This window comes from Nocardia sp. NPDC004573, from assembly GCF_053602135.1.
This window is the reverse complement of record NZ_JBSGDA010000024.1, coordinates 1-19101: the sequence shown is the minus strand read 5'-3', so window position 1 is coordinate 19101 and position 19101 is coordinate 1. Positions and strand designations below refer to the sequence as shown.

General features: G+C 68.7%; 18 protein-coding genes. 5 read left to right on the top strand and 13 right to left on the bottom strand.

The window, feature by feature from the left end; genetic code table 11:
- Positions 1 to 128: 128 nt before the first annotated feature.
- On the top strand, positions 129 to 773 hold the full coding sequence (locus ACWEKR_RS28475) for a ComF family protein (protein WP_452357057.1): 645 nt from the start codon (positions 129 to 131) through the stop codon (positions 771 to 773).
- A gap of 300 nt (positions 774 to 1073) precedes the next feature.
- Positions 1074 to 1688, top strand: a complete 615-nt coding sequence (gene hpf, locus ACWEKR_RS28470; RefSeq protein ID WP_442939635.1) for a ribosome hibernation-promoting factor, HPF/YfiA family — start codon at positions 1074 to 1076, stop codon at positions 1686 to 1688.
- Here the strand turns inward: hpf and ACWEKR_RS28465 are convergent.
- The 4 genes from ACWEKR_RS28465 to ACWEKR_RS28450 form a co-directional block, all read right to left on the bottom strand.
- On the bottom strand, positions 1664 to 2086 hold the full coding sequence (locus ACWEKR_RS28465; RefSeq protein WP_452357056.1) for a hypothetical protein: 423 nt from the start codon (positions 2084 to 2086) through the stop codon (positions 1664 to 1666). The two genes, hpf and ACWEKR_RS28465, sit on opposite strands and share 25 nt — an antisense overlap.
- Positions 2087 to 2281: 195 nt before the next feature.
- Positions 2282 to 2806 carry a hypothetical protein gene (locus ACWEKR_RS28460; RefSeq protein ID WP_452357055.1) on the bottom strand — a complete coding sequence of 175 codons (525 nt, stop codon included), beginning with the start codon at positions 2804 to 2806 and terminating at the stop codon, positions 2282 to 2284.
- Between the two features lie 48 nt (positions 2807 to 2854).
- Positions 2855 to 3292, bottom strand: coding sequence for a hypothetical protein (locus ACWEKR_RS28455; protein WP_452357054.1), 438 nt, complete (start codon positions 3290 to 3292; stop codon positions 2855 to 2857).
- A gap of 10 nt (positions 3293 to 3302) precedes the next feature.
- Entirely contained in the window at positions 3303 to 4004 is a 702-nt protein-coding gene (locus ACWEKR_RS28450; protein ID WP_452357053.1) for a helix-turn-helix domain-containing protein, read from the bottom strand.
- 313 nt (positions 4005 to 4317) lie between these two features.
- Between ACWEKR_RS28450 and ACWEKR_RS28445 the strand changes: the two genes are divergently transcribed.
- A complete protein-coding gene (locus tag ACWEKR_RS28445; protein ID WP_452357052.1) occupies positions 4318 to 5610 on the top strand; it encodes an acetyl-CoA C-acyltransferase in 1293 nt (430 codons plus the stop codon).
- Between the two features lie 79 nt (positions 5611 to 5689).
- On the opposite strand, the gene ACWEKR_RS28440 is transcribed toward ACWEKR_RS28445, so the two are convergent.
- From ACWEKR_RS28440 to ACWEKR_RS28410, 7 genes are all read right to left on the bottom strand, one after another.
- The gene (locus tag ACWEKR_RS28440) at positions 5690 to 5860 is read right to left on the bottom strand and encodes a hypothetical protein (protein ID WP_159847352.1); all 171 of its coding nucleotides are present in this window, start codon (positions 5858 to 5860) and stop codon (positions 5690 to 5692) included.
- Positions 5861 to 5996: 136 nt separating this feature from the next.
- Positions 5997 to 6617 carry a 5,6-dimethylbenzimidazole synthase gene (gene bluB / locus ACWEKR_RS28435; protein ID WP_452357127.1) on the bottom strand — a complete coding sequence of 207 codons (621 nt, stop codon included), beginning with the start codon at positions 6615 to 6617 and terminating at the stop codon, positions 5997 to 5999.
- A 103-nt stretch (positions 6618 to 6720) separates the two neighbouring features.
- Positions 6721 to 7977 (bottom strand): fatty acid desaturase family protein, encoded by a 1257-nt coding sequence (locus ACWEKR_RS28430; RefSeq protein WP_452357051.1) that lies wholly within the window; start codon positions 7975 to 7977, stop codon positions 6721 to 6723.
- Positions 7978 to 8076: 99 nt separating this feature from the next.
- Entirely contained in the window at positions 8077 to 9513 is a 1437-nt protein-coding gene (locus ACWEKR_RS28425; RefSeq protein ID WP_452357050.1) for a fatty acid desaturase, read from the bottom strand.
- A gap of 45 nt (positions 9514 to 9558) precedes the next feature.
- Positions 9559 to 10716, bottom strand: coding sequence for a ferredoxin reductase (locus ACWEKR_RS28420; protein ID WP_452357049.1), 1158 nt, complete (start codon positions 10714 to 10716; stop codon positions 9559 to 9561).
- A 123-nt stretch (positions 10717 to 10839) separates the two neighbouring features.
- Positions 10840 to 11388, bottom strand: coding sequence for a DUF6912 family protein (locus ACWEKR_RS28415; RefSeq protein ID WP_195091546.1), 549 nt, complete (start codon positions 11386 to 11388; stop codon positions 10840 to 10842).
- Positions 11389 to 11398: 10 nt separating this feature from the next.
- On the bottom strand, positions 11399 to 12820 hold the full coding sequence (locus ACWEKR_RS28410; protein WP_452357048.1) for a WS/DGAT/MGAT family O-acyltransferase: 1422 nt from the start codon (positions 12818 to 12820) through the stop codon (positions 11399 to 11401).
- A 333-nt stretch (positions 12821 to 13153) separates the two neighbouring features.
- On the opposite strand from ACWEKR_RS28410, the gene secA reads away from it, so the two are divergent.
- Positions 13154 to 16012, top strand: coding sequence for a preprotein translocase subunit SecA (gene secA / locus ACWEKR_RS28405; RefSeq protein ID WP_452357047.1), 2859 nt, complete (start codon positions 13154 to 13156; stop codon positions 16010 to 16012).
- Between the two features lie 158 nt (positions 16013 to 16170).
- Positions 16171 to 16548, top strand: a complete 378-nt coding sequence (locus ACWEKR_RS28400; protein WP_452357046.1) for a YybH family protein — start codon at positions 16171 to 16173, stop codon at positions 16546 to 16548.
- Positions 16549 to 16553: 5 nt separating this feature from the next.
- Here the strand turns inward: ACWEKR_RS28400 and rsgA are convergent, their stop codons facing one another.
- Together rsgA and aroA are read right to left on the bottom strand one after the other, a co-directional pair.
- Positions 16554 to 17555, bottom strand: a complete 1002-nt coding sequence (gene rsgA, locus ACWEKR_RS28395) for a ribosome small subunit-dependent GTPase A (protein WP_452357126.1) — start codon at positions 17553 to 17555, stop codon at positions 16554 to 16556.
- Positions 17552 to 18844 (bottom strand): 3-phosphoshikimate 1-carboxyvinyltransferase, encoded by a 1293-nt coding sequence (gene aroA / locus ACWEKR_RS28390; RefSeq protein WP_452357045.1) that lies wholly within the window; start codon positions 18842 to 18844, stop codon positions 17552 to 17554. The genes rsgA and aroA overlap by 4 nt, the downstream gene beginning before the upstream one ends.
- Positions 18845 to 19101 lie beyond the last annotated feature (257 nt).

Sequence of the window (19101 nt, the reverse complement as noted above, 5' to 3'; positions counted from 1 at the left end):
GGCCCGGCAAACGGTGGCGGTCGGGAGCTGAACGCCGCTGCCGCAACGGCGTAACCTTCTCGCTTCCAGCGGCCTCGCGGTCGAGATGATCGAGCGAACATGTCGGGGGGCGGGCGCACACTCGGTCGATGCGAACCCTGCTCGATCTGGTGCTGCCCGCCGCCTGCGCGGGCTGTGGACGTTCCGGAGCCGACTGGTGCGCCGCCTGCGCCGCTACGCTGTCGGGTCCGCCGGTGCGCGTGTGGCCGCGCACCGATCCGGGCGTTCCGTGCTGGGCGCTCGGACCGTACGCCGGGCCCGCGCGCCGGGCGGTGATCGCCGCCAAGGAGCGGGGGCGGCGGGATCTGGCGACGCCACTGGGCGCGGCGCTGGCGGGCGCGCTCGCCGAGTTGCGTTCTACGCGCCTGCCGCTGGTGCTGGTGCCCGCACCCAGCCGAGGCATGGCGGCGCGCCGCAGGGGCGGTGATCCGGTGTCGCGGGCGGCTGCGGTAGCTGCGCGATGGCTGCCGGACAGTCAACTGATGCCGCTGTTGCGGATGGGGCGAGGGGTGCGCGATTCGGTGGGCTTGACACCCGGCGAGCGGGCTCGCAACCTGAAGGGGCGGGTGACCACGGCCCCCGGTTCGGCCGCCGACTGGGGAGTCCCGGCGAATGCCGAGGTGGTGCTGGTCGACGACGTCCTGACCACCGGTGCGACGGCCCGCGAGTCGGTGCGTGCGCTGGAGCGCGCCGGATTGCCGACACGTGGCGTTCTGGTTACGTGTGCTGCTTGACTCCGGGAAATTTGCGTGAACACTGGCGATCAGCGCGTCGGCGGACTAGCGTCGCGGACACACACCCGAACCGCAAGTTTGGAGGTGGCGCCTCGGACCACTAGTGCCGAGCAATTGTCGATCGGCACGGCTCAATCCCGCCGCACTGGAATCGGTCGGTGCGGCCAGATCCGGGAGGTACGCGTGACGACTTCTTCACGACCTTCAGTGAAAGATCCCGCTCCTTCGGTGCTGGAAACCGGCACCCAGGAAACATTCGAGCAACCCGCAACGGAACGACCACGGGCGCCGCGCGGCGACATCGTGGTGAAGGGCCGCAACGTCGAGGTGCCCGATCACTTTCGTATTTACGTCGCGGAAAAACTCTCCCGATTAGAACGCTTCGATCCATCGATCTTCCTCTTCGACGTGGAACTGTTCCACGAGCGCAACCGTCGTCAGCGCAAGAACTGCCAGCGCGTCGAAATCACCGCGCGCGGAAAGGGTCCCGTCGTGCGGGCCGAGGCCTGCGCGGACAGCTTCTACGCCGCCTTCGAGTCGGTGACCGCGAAGCTGGAGAGCCGGCTGCGCCGCACCAAGGATCGGCGCCGGGTGCACTACGGCGACAAGACGCCGCTGTCGGTCGCCCAGGCCACTGCCGATCTGGTGGACGACTCCCTGTTCGAGCGGCTCGGCGAGTCCGGTGCCGCGCACGCGCACGAGGAGGAAGGGCGGGAGCCGGACTACGAAGCGGGTCCCGGTCACATCGTGCGCACGAAGGTGCACTCGGCGACGCCGATGTCCGTGGACGACGCTCTGTACCAGATGGAACTCGTCGGTCACGACTTCTTCCTGTTCCAGGACAAGGAGACCGACCGGCCTTCGGTGGTCTACCGTCGTCACGCCTTCGACTACGGCCTGATCCGCCTGGCCTGACGAAATAGACACCACCCGTCCCCACTTCTCCGGGCATTCGGCTCACCGGCCGGATGCCCGGAGATTTTCGTCGAGACGCCGCTCGCAGGCCACCGGCGTGCCAGTTCGAGCACTAGCCGCAGATCCGAATCGATATCACCGGCGGGCAGCCCGGCCGGATCACGCGACCGCCGCGGCCGCACGGCGGCCCCGCTCACCTTGGCGGCAATGGCCTGCCGGATCTGTTCCGCCTGGCCGGCATCGCCCGCCTCGGTCCCGACGGCCAGGATGATCGCGCCGCCCACCAGCCCGGCCACGTCGTAGGCCCGTTGCCGAGCCGCCGCGGACGCGGGGTAGGCGCCGGACCACAGCCGGGCCCCTCCGTATAGACCGGCCACCTCCATCAGCAGGGTGGCCATCGAAAGTTGGTGCAACAGACTGCCGATCCCCGGTCGCGATGCCCCGCTGGAGCAGCAGCGTGGCGACGCCCCACGACATCGCCCGATTGAGCAGACGGTCGACCGTGGCGTCGTGTAGGACGAGCCGCCGCCCGAGGACCACCACCGCGACGAAGACGATCAGCGGTATCGCGATGGGCGCCGGGATCGGCGAGGTCACCGCCGCCGGTCGCGGAAGAAGGTGCGGTGCAGCAGCGAATCACGCCGCGGCGGACGCATGGCGTGCAGCATCACCATGTCGGCGAAGGTCTCGGCGTCGCGCTCCCGGAGGGTGCCGTAGTCGGTGCGGCCGAGCACGTGGGCGATCGATTCGGGCGAGATCGAGGGCAGCAGGTCGGCGACCGCGGCCAGGGTCGGTGTGCTCGCTGGTGGCTCACCGGCTTCGGTGTGCTCCGGACCGTGTCCGAGCAGCATGTGGCCGAGCTCGTGCATGATGATGTGCTCGGCATGCCATTCGGTGGTGTCGGCGCCGTAGACGATGACGTCGCTGTCCTGCTTCGCGATCCACAAGCCGCTGCCCGTGCCGCATCCGGTACCCGCGAGCAGCGCGGTGTCGATCGGTAACAGGCTGATGCTGCGGCCCCGGTAGGCCGCGACGTCATCCACGTAGGTCCGCAGATTCCATGGGTGGGGTATCGGGAGGTCCCGGGTCAAGCTCCGGAACCGGGCCTGGATGGCCATGTGATCGGTCTCCTACAGAAAGCTCAGTGGCCCATGTAGGGAAGCATGCTACCGATTCGGCGGCACCGACCCCTCGGTGCTCTGGATGATCCTGGCGAGCATGGCCCGATCGACGTTCGAACCACGCAGCGCGATGCTGGCGACGTTCGCGTCCCGCATGGTGGCGAGCAATTCGAGTTCCCGGTCGATCGCGTCCGCGGTGGAACCACGGGTGAGCAGGTAGTCGGCGGCCACGCCGAAGCAGCGCGCCACTGCGGCGAGGACCGCGGCATCGACTGTGGCGCCCGTGTTCCGGTCGTCGAATTCGCCGTCGCGCAGGCGCCCCAGGTAGCCGGGGTCCACCGGTCGGCCGAGGAATTCGCTCACCTGGACGGCGACCGATTCCGTGCTGCGTTCCGGCGCGTCGCGCGGATGGACGACGGCGAACAGTCGATTGATCTTGTGGCTCAGCGCGAGTGCCGCGCCGTCGGGTCCTGGGTCGGTCATGGTCGCCTCGTCACTCGCCGTTTCGCTCCGCTGTCGTCGCCACGTTGGCCGCCAGCCAGCGTGCGCGGAATCGAGCTTCGGTCGCCGCATCGATGTCCTCCGATCGACCGGCCAGCCAGCGGCGGTACCGGCGTTCCTGTAACTCACCGGGGTCGCTGGCCTCCGCCGGGACCGCGAGCAGATGCGCGAAGGCCATTTCCACCAGCGGAGGCAATTGCCTGCCCGGACCGCCGTTGCGTTCGAGCATGGCGGTCGCGTACCGCGCGGAGAGCTTGGAGATCACCCGGTTGAGTTCCGCGACCGCCGCGACCACCTGGGGGTCGGTGGTACGGCCGTTCTCGACGGCGTCGTTGAGCCTGCCCGAGGCCGCGAGAAGCCCTGTGAGATCGGAGATTTCGAAGCGGATCGCGTCCGGCCCGGCTACGACCGAGTCGCCCCCGCCGCGCACGGCGTTCGCGGGTTCGTCGGCTGCGGGGACGCCGCCGGCATAGGTGCGTGCGGCACTGCCCGGCAGCCAGCGCAGCGGGGCGTCGAGCTTGTTCAGCGTTTGCATGCTGATGGCCGCCTCGCCGTCTTCGATCTTCCGGATGGTCGGCGCCGAAGGTCCCCCGAGGTCGCCGATCTGTAGCTGGGTGAGACCGAGCTCGTCCCGGCGTTCTCTGATGATTCGCCCGAATCTCTTCTGCCGCGACAGCTCCGAAGGGCTATGCATAGTGTGTTCATGGTAAGCCGCTGGGAGGTATTGAGCAAATCAATAGAAACTTTTTGGAAAACCAGTCGAAAGTTTGGTACCGTACTTTGGGTCGGAAGGCCCCGGGGAAGGGCTGGACGGCAGGTTCCGGAACGGGCAGGGGCGTTCGCCGGGACGGACGTCTCCGGTCTGCCGCTCAACGGTGCGCGGCGGGCCGGTTCAGCGGCGGCGGAGGGGAGTGTCGCTACGTCGGGTTCACCGTCGGCGAAGGGGGTCGACGGTGAACTTACTTTGAAGTAAGTTTGGTGGCCCGAGACTTTCGAAAGGAAATCGCATGGCCACCAAAGCTGCTCGCCGTGCCGTGATCGTGTCCGGTGCGCGCACGCCGTTCCTGCGCGCGTTCACCGGATACACCACGATGGACTCGATCGCACTGGCCGACGCCGCGGTGCGGGGACTGCTGGAGCGAACGGGGCTGCCCGGCGCGCAGGTGGAGGCGATCGTCTGGGGCGGCGTCATCCTGCCGAGCGCGGCGCCGAACATCGCCCGCGAAATCGCGCTGGACCTGCGGTTGGATCCTGGCTGCGAGGGCTACACCGTGACCAGGGCCTGCGCCTCCGGTTTGCAGGCGGTCACCTCGGCGGCGGCAGCGATCGAGCGCGGCGAATACGACATCATGATCGCGGGCGGCAGCGATTCCACCTCCAACGCCGAGGTCAAGCTGCCGCAGAAGGTGGTGCACGCGGCGGCGCCGCTGGCGCTGGGCAAGCCGAAGCCGAAGGACTACCTGTCCGCGGTCGCGCGTCTCGCGCCGTTCACCGATCTGCTGCCGAGCCGGCCGAAGATCGCCGAGCGCACCACCGGCGAGGTGATGGGCGAGTCGGCCGAGAAGATGGCGCGCATCCACGGCGTGAGCCGCGCGGACCAGGACGAGTTCGCCGCCCGCTCGCACCACCGCGCCGCGGCCGCCATCGAGTCGGGCCGGTTCGACGACGAAGTGCTGCGGGTCCGCACTCCCGAAGACGTGGACATCCAGCGCGACGGATTGGTGCGTGGCGACACCAGCATCGCGAAACTGGCTACTCTGAAGCCCGTTTTCGCCGCCGACGGCAGCGTGACCGCGGGCAACGCCAGCCCGCTCACCGACGGGGCCGCCGCGGTGCTGCTGATGAGCGAGGAGAAGGCGCATGCACTGGGGTACCGGCCGCTGGCGGCGTTCCGGTCGTGGAGTTATGTGAGCGTCGACCCGACCGACCAGGTGCTGATCGGCCCCGCCATCTCCATGCCCCGCGCGCTGGAGAAAGCCGGAATGTCGCTGGGTGAGGCGGATCTCGTCGATATCCACGAGGCTTTCGCGGCCCAGACCCTGGCGGTGCTCACCGCGCTGGCCAGCGACGAGTGGGCCAAGACCCGGTTGGATCGGGACACCGCCGTCGGCGAGGTGGATGTCGACAGACTGAACGTGCACGGCGGCTCGATCTCGCTCGGTCACCCGTTCGGCGCGACCGGGGCGCGGATGGTGACCACCATGGCCAACGAACTGGCCCGCACCGGGAAGGAGACCGCATTGCTCGGTATCTGCGCCGCGGGCGGAATCGGCGCGTCGGCGGTGCTCGAACGGGTCTGAGGCGACTGCCTGCCGTGTCGCTGACCGACCGGGTGTCCCGTGCCGGTCGGCGACAGTTCGCTGCCGGCGCCGGGCGCCGTCAGGGCTTGCCCGGAATGCCCCGCCGCTTGCGTCCCTCGTCCGCGAGGATGCGCAGACAGGTCTGGTGCTTGGTCTCGCCGGGGACGCCTTCCCGACGCAGGCGCAACGTAGCCTGTGCCAGATCGATGCCCAGCTCGCTCGACAGCCGAACAGCATCGACATTGGCCATTGACAAACCTCCTGGAACCGACGAACCACGATGAACAGCACTGCGTAAGACGCAGTTTCGCCCATGTCGTACCCAGTGGGTATTCGATTGAACCCTCAACGAGCGCACGGTTGCGTAACGATGCGCGCGACCAGGCTCAACCGCGATAGGTCTCGCGGTGCACCGCCTCCGTGAGCGGTCTTCCGGCGCGCCAGCCGAAGCGCTCGAGATCGGGAACGCGCTGGAACTCGCGCACCGGCCCCACGCAGAGCCAGGCGACCGTACGGACGCCCTCCGGGAGCCCGATCAGGCCGGACAGGAAGACGGGATCGTAGAACGACACCCACCCGACGCCGACGCCCTCCGCGGTGGCGGCCAGCCAGAGATTCTGGATGGCCAGAACCGCCGAGTAGATGCCGGTTTCGGGCACGGTCGCCCGCCCGAGCACCTGCGGTCCGCCGCGATCGTGGTCGTAGCAGACCACTACCCCCGTGCCGCTCTCCACGATGCCCTCGATCTTGATCGGATCGAAGGTGGCGGCGCGCTCGGGCGGCAGCGCGTCGCGGAACTCGACGCGCTTGTGCGCCACGTGAGCGGCGAACTCGCGCAGCGTCGCCGGTTCGCGGACCACCACGAAATCCCAGGGCTGCGAATTCCCCACGCTCGGCGCCCGGTGCGCGGCGTCCAGCAGCCGCCACAATGTCGCATCGTCCACGAGGTCGCCGGTGAACTCCGCGCGCACGTCGCGGCGCCGCCGGATGGCCTCGTAGACGCTCAGAACCTCAGGATGCACCGCCCGAGTCAATCAAATCCGGCGAGCCCACCGCTCAGGGCGTGGGATCGTGCGCCGGATTCCGCGTGTCGGCTGGTCGCGCCGGACGTCAGCGTGCGGAGGACATGCCGCGCCTGGCGAACCGCCGACGCCCCTGGGCGAGCGCGGTGCGCAGCCCACGGCGCCGTCCGGTCACCGGATCGATGCCTACCGTGGTGCCGCCCGCGAACTTGCGTTCCGAGGCGGTCTCCGGGGCGTCGTCGGCGGTGGCTCGCAGGTACTTGTTCGGCAGCGAGAGCTTGAGGATCGTGCGCCAGGCCTTGAAGTACTGCACCGGCAGCGAGCCGGTGGTGTAGGGCAGGTCGTACTTGTCGGCCAGTTCGCGCACCCGCACGGCGATGTCGGCGTACCGGTTGCTCGGCAGGTCGGGGAACAGGTGGTGCTCGATCTGGTGGCTCAGGTTGCCGGTCATGAAATGCATGACCGGGCCGCCGGAGATATTGGCGCTGCCGAGCATCTGGCGCAGGTACCACTCGCCGTGGGTCTCGCCGTCGATGTCGGCCTTGGTGAACTTCTCCGCGCCGTCGGGGAAGTGCCCGCAGAAGATCACGGCGTTGGACCAGACGTTGCGGATCGCGTTGGCGGCCAGGTTGGCCGTCAGCGTGGAGAAGAACGCGCGACCGGTGAGGGCGGGGAAGATCACGTAATCCTTGAGGATCTGCTTGCCCATCTTGGTGAGCGCCTCGTCGCGCCTGCGCTCGAAGTCGGCCCGTTCGGGGGTGCCCGGCTTGTACCGGCCCGCCACCAGCTTGCCCAGCTCCAGGTGCTGGATGGCCACGCCGTACTCGAAGAACAACTGCAGCACCAGGTTGTAGATCGGGTTGCCCAGGTTGAACGGCTTCCAGCGCTGGTCGCGCGTGACCCGCAGCAGGCCGTAGCCGATGTCGTCGTCCATGCCCAGCACGTTGGTGTACTTGTGGTGCAGGTAGTTGTGGGTGTGCTTCCAGTGCTTGGCCGCGCCGGTGTTGTCCCACTCCCACGAGCTGGAGTGGATCTCCGGATCGTTCATCCAGTCCCACTGCCCGTGCATGACGTTGTGCCCGATCTCCATGTTCTCGATGATCTTGGCAGTGCCGAGCAGTGCGACGCCGGACAGCCACGCGGCGCGCTTCGGGCTGGCGAACAGCACGGCACGGCCGCTGATCTCGAGCGCGCGCTGCAACCGGATGACGTTGCGGATGTATTTCGCGTCGCGCGCGCCGCGCGAGGCTTCGATTTCTCGCCGGATCGCGTCGAATTCCGCGCCGAGTGCTTCCACGTCGGCCTCGGTGAGGTGCGCGTATTCCTTGACATCCGAGATCGCCATACGGGTTACTTTACCGTAAGTTACGACAGCGTAGGTTCCGAGATGTGGCCCGGAGGTGTGTCAAATACCCTATTGCGATACCGGTGACCGGATGGTAGGTTAGCGCGCCCTTCGCTGGAAGCGGAAACGTCTGTCCCGCATGGCTTTTTCGCGCAGCGCGGCTTGTTCCTGGCGGGCCCGTTCCTGCAGCGCGACCTTGGCATCGCGCAGCACTCGGCGCTCGTGCTCGGCCTTTTCCTGCAGGGCCGCCTTGGCCTCGCGGAGCAGCTCCTTCTCCTGCCGCGCCTTCTCTCGCAGCACGATCTTCGCCTCGTGCAACGCCGAACGCAGTCCGCGCCGCTTGCCGGTCTCCGGGTCGACGCGCAACCAGTGCGTGGACTCCGTGCCGAGCGACGGCAGTGTGATACCGGCGAACTTGCGTTCCGAGGAGGTCTCCGGCGCGTTGTCGGCGGTCGCCTTGAGGAACCGGTCCGGTAGCGCCAGCTTGTGGATCGTGCGGAAGGCGAGCAGATACTGCTTGCCCAGCGAACCGGTGGTGTAGGGCAGGTCGTACTTGTCGCACAGCTCGCGCACCCGCACCGCGATCTCCGGATAGCGGTTGCTCGGCAGATCGGGGAACAGGTGGTGCTCGATCTGGTAGCAGAGGTTTCCGCTCATGAACGCCATGGCGGGCCCGGCCTTGAAGTTCGCGCTGCCGAGCATCTGGCGCAGATACCACTCGCCGCTGGTCTCGTCCTCCAGTTGCTCGATGGTGAACTTCTCCGCGCCGTCGGGGAAGTGGCCGCAGAAGATCACCGCGTACGCCCACAGGTTGCGCACCAGGTTCGCCGTCGCGTTGGCCTTCAGCGTGTGCTTGAACGCCGGGCCGGTGAGCGCGGGATGGATGAGGTAGTCCTTGGCCACCTGGCGGCAGATCTTGCGGGCGAACGCCACGTTCGGCTCCGAGGCGACCTCCCAGCGCGGCGTGCCCGCCAGCTGCTTCTCGATGCTCCAGTCGTGCAGCGCGATGCCCCACTCGAAGGTCGCGGCGAGCAGCAGATTCGCCAGCGGCTGCACCAGGTGGATCGGCCGCCACTGCTCGTCGCGGGTCATCCGGAGGATGCCGAACCCGAGGTCCTCGTCCTTGCCCAGGACGTTGGTGTAGGTGTGGTGGGAGTAGTTGTGCGCCCGGCGCCACTGCGCGGAGGGACCTGTCATGTCCCATTCCCACGAGCTGGAGTGGATCTCGGGATCGTTCATCCAGTCCCATTGCCCGTGGCTGACGTTGTGCCCGAGCTCCATGTTCTCGATGATCTTGGCCACCGACAGCAATGCGGTGCCCGCCAGCCAGGCCCAGCGATTGCGGCTGCCGAACAGCACAGCGCGGGCCGCTACCTCGAGACCGCGCTGCGCCGCGATCGCGCGCCGGATGTACTTCGCGTCCCGCTCGCCACGGGACAGCTCCACCGAACGCCGGACGGAATCGAGTTCCTGACCCAGTGTCTCGATATCGGCCGTCGTGAGGTGCGCGAACGCCTTGATGTCGGTGATTGCCACCGGGGTCCTTTCCCTACTCGATCCCCATCGAGGGTACCTGCCGGACTACACGTCCAGGGTGCAGTCACCCGCCGCGGCCGAGATGCAGGTCTGCACCTTGTCGCCTTCGCGGCGCTCCTCGCCGTTGCGCAGGTCGCGCGTGTGGCCGGAACTCAACGTGACCACACAGGTCTGGCAGATGCCCATCCGGCAGCCGAACGGCATCTGCACGCCGGCGGACTCGCCGGCCTCGAGCAGGCTGGTCGCGCCGTCCGCCGCGACGGTGCGACCGGTCCTGCCGAAGGTGACCGTGCCGCCCTCGCCGATCGCGGAGCGCTCGATCTCGAAGCGCTCCACGTGCAGCCGGTCCGACAGGCCCGCCGCCCGCCAGTGGTTCTCGATCTCGTCGAGCATTCCGGCCGGGCCGCACGCCCAAGTGTCGCGTTCGCGCCAATCCGGGAACTGCGTGTCGAGATCGGCGAGGGCGAACTTGCCCCGCTCGGCGGTCAGATGCAGGCGGGTATCGAAGCTCGGGTTGCGCTCGGTCAGCGCCTGCAGTTCCGCACCGAACATCACGTCGTCGGCGGTGCGGGCGGAGTGCAGGTGCGCCACATCGGTGAACAGCTCGCGGCGGTCCATCGCCCGCAGCATGGACATCACCGGCGTGATGCCGCTGCCCGCGGTGAGGAACAGCACCTTCTCCGGCGGCGGGTACGGCAGGACGAATCCGCCCTGCGGCGCCGCGAGCCGCACGATGGTGCCGACCGGCACCCCGCTGACCAGATGACTGGACAGGAAGCCTTCCGGCATCGCCTTCACGGCGATGGAGATCAGCCGCTTACCGCCATGCCCGGGCACCGACCAGTTGGGCGGACAGGTCAGCGAATACGAGCGCCAATGCCAGCGCCCGTCCACCAGGAGACCGATGCCGATGTACTGACCGGGCTGGTATTTGAAGTCGAAGCCCCACCCCGGCTGGATCACCAGCGTCGCCGAGTCGGCCGTCTCCTTGCGCACCTCGACGATCCGCCCGCGCAGTTCGCGCGCCGACCACAGCGGGTTGGCCAGGTGCAGGTAATCGTCGGGCAGCAACGGTGTGGTCACCCGCGCGACGGCGCCGCGCAGCACATTCAGCTTCCCGCCGCGCTCGGCCACGCTCGCGGCCGGCGCCTCCAGCCACGCGCGAACGCTCCGCACGGAGAAGCTCCCAAGTTTCGAACCCATCGCTGCCGTTGGTCTCCCTGTCGTCGGATACGCAGGCCGCCGTCTCGCCGATCGGATGCCTCGCAGCAAGGTTACGGCATCGTAGGTTACGGCGGGGGGCGAGCCCGCGGCCGCCGCAGCGATTCAGAGCAGTTCGAGCAGGAACGGCAGCTCCTGGGCGGCGTACCAGGCCAATTGATGGTCTTCGGCGTCCCCGAGGACGAACTCCGCGTCGGTGTCGCCGAGATCGGCCGCGTCCACCACGTCGACGGCCTTGGCCACCTGCGGTTCGGCGTCGGCCAGATCGACGTGCACCGAGGCGATCTGCTGGTAGCGGATCGGACCCGTCAGCCGGACCACCGCGTCATCGAGATCGGGGCGCAGCTCGGCGCCGGTCACGTCGGCGGCGATCACCGCGCGGCGGTAGACCGGGCTGCCGCCCGCGACCGGTGCGGCCTCGTCGTCGGAGTCCTCCGCCGATCCGATCGCGTCGCGTTCGGCCGCGAGCAGCCGCAGCGACGCGCGGGCGGCTTCGTTCACGGCGACCTCACCGAGCTCCTCGTCGTCGCCGGAGGCGTAGGCCTCGCGCAGCGCGGGTGTCACCGCGAACGCGGTCCCGCTGACGGGGGTCAGCTCCCGGCTGTCGACCAGTTCGCGCAGCATCGGCACCGTAGCCGGGATGTAGACCCGCAGCTTCTTCTCATCAGACGCAGGCACCGAGCATCTCCTCCATGGAATCGCGCACCGCCGTGGCGAGCACGCCGATGTCGGCCATCGCGTCGCGGTCGGCGTTGAGACCGTAGAAGACGCGTCCGTCGTAGGACGTGATCCCGATACTCGACGCCTGGTTGCGCAGCAGTGGCGACACCGGGTACATCTCCAGCATCCGCGCGCCGCCGATGTACATCGGCGCTTGCGGACCCGGCGCGTTGGTGATCACCAGATTGAACGTGTGTTCTGCGAACGTACTCGCCGCGCGCACACTCATCGCATGCAGGCTGGCCGGAGCGAAACCGGCCAGATGCATCAGGGTGCGCGCGCGGACGCCGCGGCGCTGACGCCCGTTGAGTTCGGTGGCGTGCGCGATGTGCGACAGCCGCATCACCGGACTCGGTTCGCCCACCGGCAGATCGATGAGGAACGAGGACACCTCGCTCGCCGAGCGCGCTCGGTCGCCGTCGTTCCCCTCGACGTACACCGACATCGGCACCACCGCCCGCAGCGTGCTGGACTCGGTGAGCGCTTCCCCGCGCGAGAGCAGCCAGTTGCGCAGGGCGCCGGTGACCACCGCGAGGATGGCGTCGTTGATCGAGCAGCCGAACCGTCCGCGGATGGTGCGGTAGTCCGCCAGATCGGTGCGCACCACGTCGAAGCGGCGGTTGCGCGAAGTGCGGGTGTTCAGGGGGCTGGCGGGCGCGCCGGTCGCGGCGGTGCGCACCGCGGCGACCACCGATTCGGCCGCTCTACCCGCCGTCCCGAGCACCGCGAACGCGCCCGCGCTCGCCTCCCTGGCCACGTCGAGGGTCCTGCGCGGTTGCGCGGCGAGCTGGGCCAGCGCGCCGATCAGCAGCTCCATCTCACCGGGTTCGCGCGGCGCGATCCAGTCGTCGCAGGCCAGGTCGCGGGGCGCGGGGCCCGCGTCGAGGATCACGTGGCCGATCTCGAGCGCGGTGTCCCCGTCCACCAGGGCGGAATGGGTCTTGGTGAAGATGGCGCAGCGGCCCTCCGACAGCCGTTCGATCAGGTACATCTCCCACAGCGGCCGGGCCGGGTCCAAGGGGTGCGAGGTGAGGCGCGCGACCAGTTCGTGCAGTTGTTCGTCGGTGCCAGGGCCGGGGAGCGCCGAGCGCCGGATGTGGTAGGTGATGTCGAACCGGCTGTCCTCGACCCAGACCGGTCGTCCGAGCGACAGCGGGATCTCCCGCACTTTGCGCCGGTATCTCGGCACCAGCGCAAGCCTGCTCTCGACCAGGTCGACCAGCCGGTCGTAGTCGAGGATCGCCCGGCCCGGGCTGTCGCCCGGGTCGGTGTTCCGCACGATCGCGAGAGAGCCGATATGGATCGGGTTGCTACTCGACTCGAGCCGGTAGAAGGCCGTGTCCTGCGGCGTCAGTCTCGTGATCACGCTGACCGGTACTCCTTTGCCCGATGCCCGTCCCCGCTTCATTGTGCTGCCGCGGCAACCTTCGCCTCGGCCGTTGTGGCATTTCCGATGAATTCGGTACACGTTTTTTTCCCGCCGGGGCTCGGTGACACGCTGGTCGATCCGAGTTCGGCGCATAGATTCGATCACAGGGCGGAGCAATTCGCGGCCCGGCCACGCAGCGCCGCAGGGGCTGCACATCGAGCAGAGCATTACCATGAAGCTTGCAGCGGATTCCGCGCAACCGCGTGGGCCGCACCGGCCCGGGGGCCGACGACACGTTTTGACACACCGACCAGAGGACTGACGAGACCCGTGCCTGCGCTGACACTGACGAGGTTGCTACGGATTGGTGAGGGTCGCATGGTCAAGCGGCTCTCGCATTTCGCCGACCAGGTCCTCGCCCTCGAACCGGAGTACGAGGATCTCAGCGACGCGGAGCTACGGGCCAAAACGGACGAGTTCCGCGAGCGCTACGCCGAGATGGTCGAGGACGGCGAGACCGATCCGCTGGGCCAGCTGATGGCCGAGGCGTTCGCCGTCGCACGGGAGGCGTCCTGGCGGGTGCTCAGCCAGAAGCACTACAAGGTGCAGATCATGGGCGGCGCCGCGCTGCACACGGGCAACATCGCGGAGATGAAGACCGGTGAGGGCAAGACGCTGACCTGTGTGCTGCCCGCCTACCTGAACGCGCTCAGCGGCGACGGTGTGCACGTCGTCACGGTGAACGACTACCTGGCCAAGCGCGACGCGGAGTGGATGGGCCGCGTGCACCGCTTCCTCGGCCTCGAGGTGGGCGTGATCCTGGGCGGTATGAGCCCCGCGCAGCGGCGGGTGGCCTACGGCGCCGACATCACCTACGGCACGAACAACGAGTTCGGCTTCGACTATCTGCGCGACAACATGACCCACTCGCTGGACGACCTGGTGCAGCGCGGGCACAACTTCGCCATCGTCGACGAGGTCGACTCCATCCTCATCGACGAGGCGCGCACCCCGCTGATCATCTCCGGGCCCGCCGACGCCTCGTCGAAGTGGTATGCCGAGTTCGCGCGGATCGCCCCGCTGCTGAAGAAGGACCTGCACTACGAGGTCGACATCAAGAAGCGAACGATCGGCGTGCACGAGGCGGGCGTCGAGTTCGTCGAGGACCAGCTCGGCATCGACAACCTGTACGAGGCCGCCAACTCGCCGCTGGTGAGCTACCTGAACAACGCCATCAAGGCCAAGGAGCTCTACACCCGCGACAAGGACTACATCGTCCGCGACGGCGAGGTGATCATCGTCGACGAGTTCACCGGCCGCATCCTGGTCGGCCGGCGCTACAACGAGGGCATGCACCAGGCGATCGAGGCCAAGGAAGGGGTGGAGATCCAGCCGGAGAACCAGACCCTGGCCACGATCACCCTGCAGAACTACTTCCGCCTCTACGACAAGCTCTCCGGCATGACCGGCACCGCCGAGACCGAGGCCGCCGAGCTGCACCAGATCTACAACCTCGGCGTGGTCCCCATCCCGACCAACAAGCCGATGATCCGCGCCGACCAGTCCGACCTGATCTACAAGACGGAGGAGGCCAAGTTCTCCGCGGTGGTCGACGACGTCACCGAGCGGCACGAGAAGGGCCAGCCGGTGCTGATCGGCACCACCAGCGTCGAGCGCTCGGAGTACCTGTCCAAGCAGTTCACCAAGCGCGGCATCCCGCACAACGTGCTGAACGCGAAGTTCCACGAGAAGGAAGCCGAGATCATCGCCGAGGCGGGCCGCCCCGGCGCGGTGACCGTCGCGACGAACATGGCGGGTCGCGGTACCGACATCGTGCTCGGCGGAAACCCGGACATCATCGCCGACATCCTGCTGCGCAAGGAGGGCTTCGACCCGGTGGAGACGCCGGAGGAGTACGAGCGCGCTTGGCTGCCCACCCTGGACCAGGTGAAGGCCCAGACCGCCGAGGACGCCGAGGCGGTGCGCGACGCGGGCGGCCTCTACGTGCTGGGCACCGAGCGGCACGAGTCGCGCCGCATCGACAACCAGTTGCGCGGCCGCTCCGGTCGTCAGGGCGACCCGGGCGAGTCCCGGTTCTACCTCTCGCTGGGTGACGAGCTGATGCGCCGGTTCAACGGCGCCGCGCTGGAAGCGATCATGACGCGGCTGAACCTGCCCGACGACGTGCCGATCGAGGCGAAGATGGTCTCCAAGGCCATCAAGAGCGCGCAGACGCAGGTCGAGCAGCAGAACTTCGAGATCCGCAAGAACGTCCTCAAGTACGACGAGGTGATGAACCAGCAGCGCACCGTCATCTACGGCGAGCGCGACCGGATCCTGCGCGGTGAGGACATGGAGGGCCAGGTCCAGAGCATGATCACCGACGTGATCACCGCCTATGTGGACGGCGCCACCGCGGAGGGCTATGTCGAGGACTGGGATCTGGACAAGCTGTGGACGGCGCTGAAGACGCTGTACCCGGTGGGTCTGGACTACCGGGATCTGACCGGCGAGACCGAGGTCGGCGAGGCGGGCGAGCTGACGCGTGAGGAGTTGCTCGACGCGTTGCTGGACGACGCGCACGCGGCTTACGAGCGCCGCGAGGCCGAGATCGACGGCTTGGCGGGCGAGGGCAGCATGCGAAACCTGGAACGGCAGGTGCTGCTCTCGGTGCTCGACCGCAAGTGGCGTGAGCACCTCTACGAGATGGACTACCTCAAGGAGGGCATCGGCCTGCGCGCGATGGCGCAGCGCGACCCGCTGGTCGAGTACCAGCGCGAGGGTTTCGACATGTTCACCGCGATGCTCGACGGTCTCAAGGAGGAGTCGGTCGGCTTCCTGTTCAACTTGCAGGTCGAGGTGCAGCAGCCGCAGCCGGAAGGCGTCGCCGTCGGCCCCGGGCTGCGTTCGCCGGTCGGAGCCGCCCCGGCGCCGCTGCCCACCGAGGAGGCTCGGGTCGCGAACGGGCATGCCGCGCCCGCGGCGTTGCGCGCCAGGGGTATCGATGACACCGCCCCGCGCGGTTTCAGCTACTCCGGCCCGGACGAGGGTGGCCGAGCCGCGGTGCACAGCGACACCGAGGAATACGGCGTGGACGGTGGCCCGCAGCCCACCCGCCGCGAGCGCCGCGAGGCGGCCCGCGCGGAGGCGAAGGGCCGGCGCGGCCCGAAGTCCCGCCGCCGCCACTGATCGAAAGCCGAAGGCGCTCAGGGTTTCCCTGGGCGCCTTCGTCGTTCGGACGAATTCGGTCGAAGCGATGCGCCGGCCCTCCGCAGGCATGCTCCCGACGAGGCTCGACACGCAGCGGTTCGCCGCCGCAGCCGAGCGGATCGGCGTATCTTCCTGACGTGGACCGAGCAGCCGTCGAAACATGGGTCGCCGGATACGAGCGCGCCTGGCGGTCGGCGGGCACGGAACGACTCGCCGACCTGTTCGCCGCGGACGCGGGTTACCTCGTCTCGCCATGGGCGCAGCCGCTGACCGGTCTGCACGCGCTCGCCGAATTCTGGGAAAGCGGCCGCGACGGGCCCGGCGAGCCCTTCACCATGCGGTCGAGCGTCGTCGCGGTGGACGGGGACACGGCCGTGGTCCGGGTGGAGGTGGACTACGCGCGGGATACGCCGGCACGGTGGCGAGACCTGTGGATTCTGCGTTTCGACGACGGTGGCCGCTGCGTGTGGTTCGAAGAGTGGCCGTTCGCGCCCGGACAGCCGGACGGGCACTGACCGTCCTACCAGGGGTCGTTGGAGGTCAGGGCGACGAGCAGGAGGCGGATGGCGGCCACCCGGCGTTCCTTGCCGGGCAACTCGTCCAGCGCGCATTCGGGGTCGGCGGGCGGACCGAGATGCGTGCAGCCCCGCGGGCAGTCCTCGATGGCATCGGCGAGATCGGTGAAAGCGGCGATGACGTCGTCCGGAGTGATGTGCGCCAAGCCGAACGATCGCACGCCCGGTGTATCGATGACCCAGCCGCCGCCGGGCAGCGGGAGCGCGACCGACTGGGTGGAGGTGTGCTTGCCCTTGCCCACCCCGGACACCTCGCCGACGGCCCGCTCCGCCTCCGGCACAAGACGATTCACCAGCGTGGATTTGCCCACACCGGAGTGACCGATCAGCGCGGTGAGATGGTCGGTGAGCAGACCGAGGACCGGCTCGAGCGGATCGTCGATGCCGCCGTAGACGATGGTGAGATCGAGATCCTCGAACGACTCGGCGAATTGGGAATCGGCGGCCAGATCGTGTTTGGTCAAGCACAGCACGGGTTGCAGCCCACCGGCATACGCGGCGACCATCGCGCGTTCCACGAAGCCGGTGCGCGGCGGCGGGTCGGCGAGCGCGACCACGATGAACAGCTGCTCCGCGTTGCCGACCACGATTCGCTCGTACGGATCGGTGTCGTCGGCGGTGCGGCGCAACACCGTCCGGCGGTCGGCGACCCGGACGATGCGGGCGAGAGTATCCGGCCGCCCGGACAGGTCGCCGACCACGTCCACCTGGTCGCCGACCACGATCGGGGTGCGGCCCAGCTCCCGGGCCCGCATCGCGACGATGCGGCGCTCCGGATCGCCGTCGAGCACGCATCCCCAGCGTCCCCGGTCGACGGAGACCACCATGGCCGGTTCGGCGTCGCTGTGCTGCGGCCGGGTCTTGGTGCGGGGACGGGAGCTACGCCCCGGACGAACCCGCACGTCGGATTCGTCGTAGCTGGCCGCGGATCGCCGCCCCCGGCTCAGTGCGCCGCTCCTTCGTCCGACGGCGTGGGCTCGAGCATCCGCTCCCAGAGGGCGACGAAGTTCGGCAGGGTCTTGGCCGTGGTACCGATGTCCTCGATCTCGACGCCGGGCACCCGCAGGCCGAGAATTGCTCCCGCCGTGGCCATCCGGTGGTCGGCGTAGGAATGCCACTTGCCACCGTGCAGGTCGGCGGGCACGATCTCCAGTCCGTCCTCGGTCTCGGTCACCTTGCCGCCGAGACGGTTGATCTCGGTGGAAAGCGCCGCCAGCCGGTCGGTCTCGTGACCGCGCAGATGGGAGATGCCGCGCAGCACGGACGGGGAGTCGGCCAGCGCGGCCAGTGCGGCGACGGTGGGCGTCAACTCACCGACGTCGTGCAGGTCGATATCGATGCCCGCGAGCCGGTCGGGCCCGTGCACGGTGAGCACACCGTCGAAGATGCGCGCTTCCGCGCCCATGCGCACGAGGATTTCGCGGATCACGTCACCCGGCTGGGTGGTCAAGCGCGGCCAGTGCGGAATGCTGACCGTGCCGCCGGTGACCGCGGCCGCGGCCAGGAACGGGGTCGCGTTGGACAGGTCCGGCTCCACCTCCCAGTCCACCGCGCGGATCGGCCCGTACTCCACGGTCCAGGTCTGTGCCTTGAAGCTGTCGGCGGGCGCGTGCACCTGCACGTCGGCGCGGCGCAACATCTCCACCGTCATCTCGATGTGCGGCATCGAGGGCAGCGCCTTCCCGTCGTGGTGCACCACCAGTCCTTCGTCGAAACGCGCGGCCGACAGCAGCAGGCCCGAGACGAACTGCGACGAGCCGGACGCGTCGATCGTCACGGTGCCGCCGCGCAGCGCGCCCTTGCCGTGCACCGTGAACGGCAGTGTGTCGCCGTCGATGTCGGCGCCGAGCGCGCGCAGCGCCTCCAGGATGGTGCGCAGCGGGCGGATCCTGGCCTGTTCGTCACCGTCGAACGCGACCTCGCCCGCCGCCAGCGCGGCCACCGGCGGCAGGAAGCGCATCACCGTGCCGGCGAGCCCGCAGTCGACCGTGCCGCCGCCCAGCGGCGCCGGGGTGACGGTCAGTGTGTCGCCCGCACCCTCGATGCCCGTGCCCAGCGCGCGCAGCGCGGCGATCATCAAATTCGTGTCCCGGCTGCGCAGCGCACCCGTGATCGTGGAAGGGCCGTCGGCCAGGGCGGCCAGGATGAGCGCCCGGTTGGTGATCGATTTCGATCCGGGCAGGGTCACGGTCGCGTGTACAGGGACCTCGACATGGGGCGCTGGCCAGAAGTTCACTCGTCCATCATCACACGGTGCTTGTTTCCAGCGCCTGCGGCGCTGGGTGTTCGCGGCCCTCTTATGGCTCGCGTTTGCGCGACCGCCGCTTGCTCCTTCGTCGCCTACGCGACGGCCACGCAAACGCGAGCCGGGCTGTGTCGGTTTTTCCAGCGCCTGCGGCGCTGGGTGTTCGCGGCCCCCTGGTGGCTCGCGTTTGCGCGACCGCCGCTTGCTCCTTCGTCGCCTACGCGACGGCCACGCAAACGCGAGCCGGG

Excerpts from the sequence above, each read along its gene's own strand:
- ACWEKR_RS28475 (WP_452357057.1), top strand. The coding sequence starts at position 129 with ATGCGAACCCTGCTCGATCTGGTGCTGCCCGCCGCCTGCGCGGGCTGT.
- ACWEKR_RS28455 (WP_452357054.1), bottom strand. The coding sequence starts at position 3,292 with ATGACCGACCCAGGACCCGACGGCGCGGCACTCGCGCTGAGCCACAAG.
- ACWEKR_RS28450 (WP_452357053.1), bottom strand. The coding sequence starts at position 4,004 with ATGCATAGCCCTTCGGAGCTGTCGCGGCAGAAGAGATTCGGGCGAATC.
- ACWEKR_RS28420 (WP_452357049.1), bottom strand. The coding sequence starts at position 10,716 with ATGGGTTCGAAACTTGGGAGCTTCTCCGTGCGGAGCGTTCGCGCGTGG.
- ACWEKR_RS28460 (WP_452357055.1), bottom strand. The coding sequence starts at position 2,806 with ATGGCCATCCAGGCCCGGTTCCGGAGCTTGACCCGGGACCTCCCGATA.
- ACWEKR_RS28445 (WP_452357052.1), top strand. The coding sequence starts at position 4,318 with ATGGCCACCAAAGCTGCTCGCCGTGCCGTGATCGTGTCCGGTGCGCGC.
- ACWEKR_RS28440 (WP_159847352.1), bottom strand. The coding sequence starts at position 5,860 with ATGGCCAATGTCGATGCTGTTCGGCTGTCGAGCGAGCTGGGCATCGAT.
- ACWEKR_RS28465 (WP_452357056.1), bottom strand. The coding sequence starts at position 2,086 with ATGGCCACCCTGCTGATGGAGGTGGCCGGTCTATACGGAGGGGCCCGG.
- ACWEKR_RS28430 (WP_452357051.1), bottom strand. The coding sequence starts at position 7,977 with ATGGCGATCTCGGATGTCAAGGAATACGCGCACCTCACCGAGGCCGAC.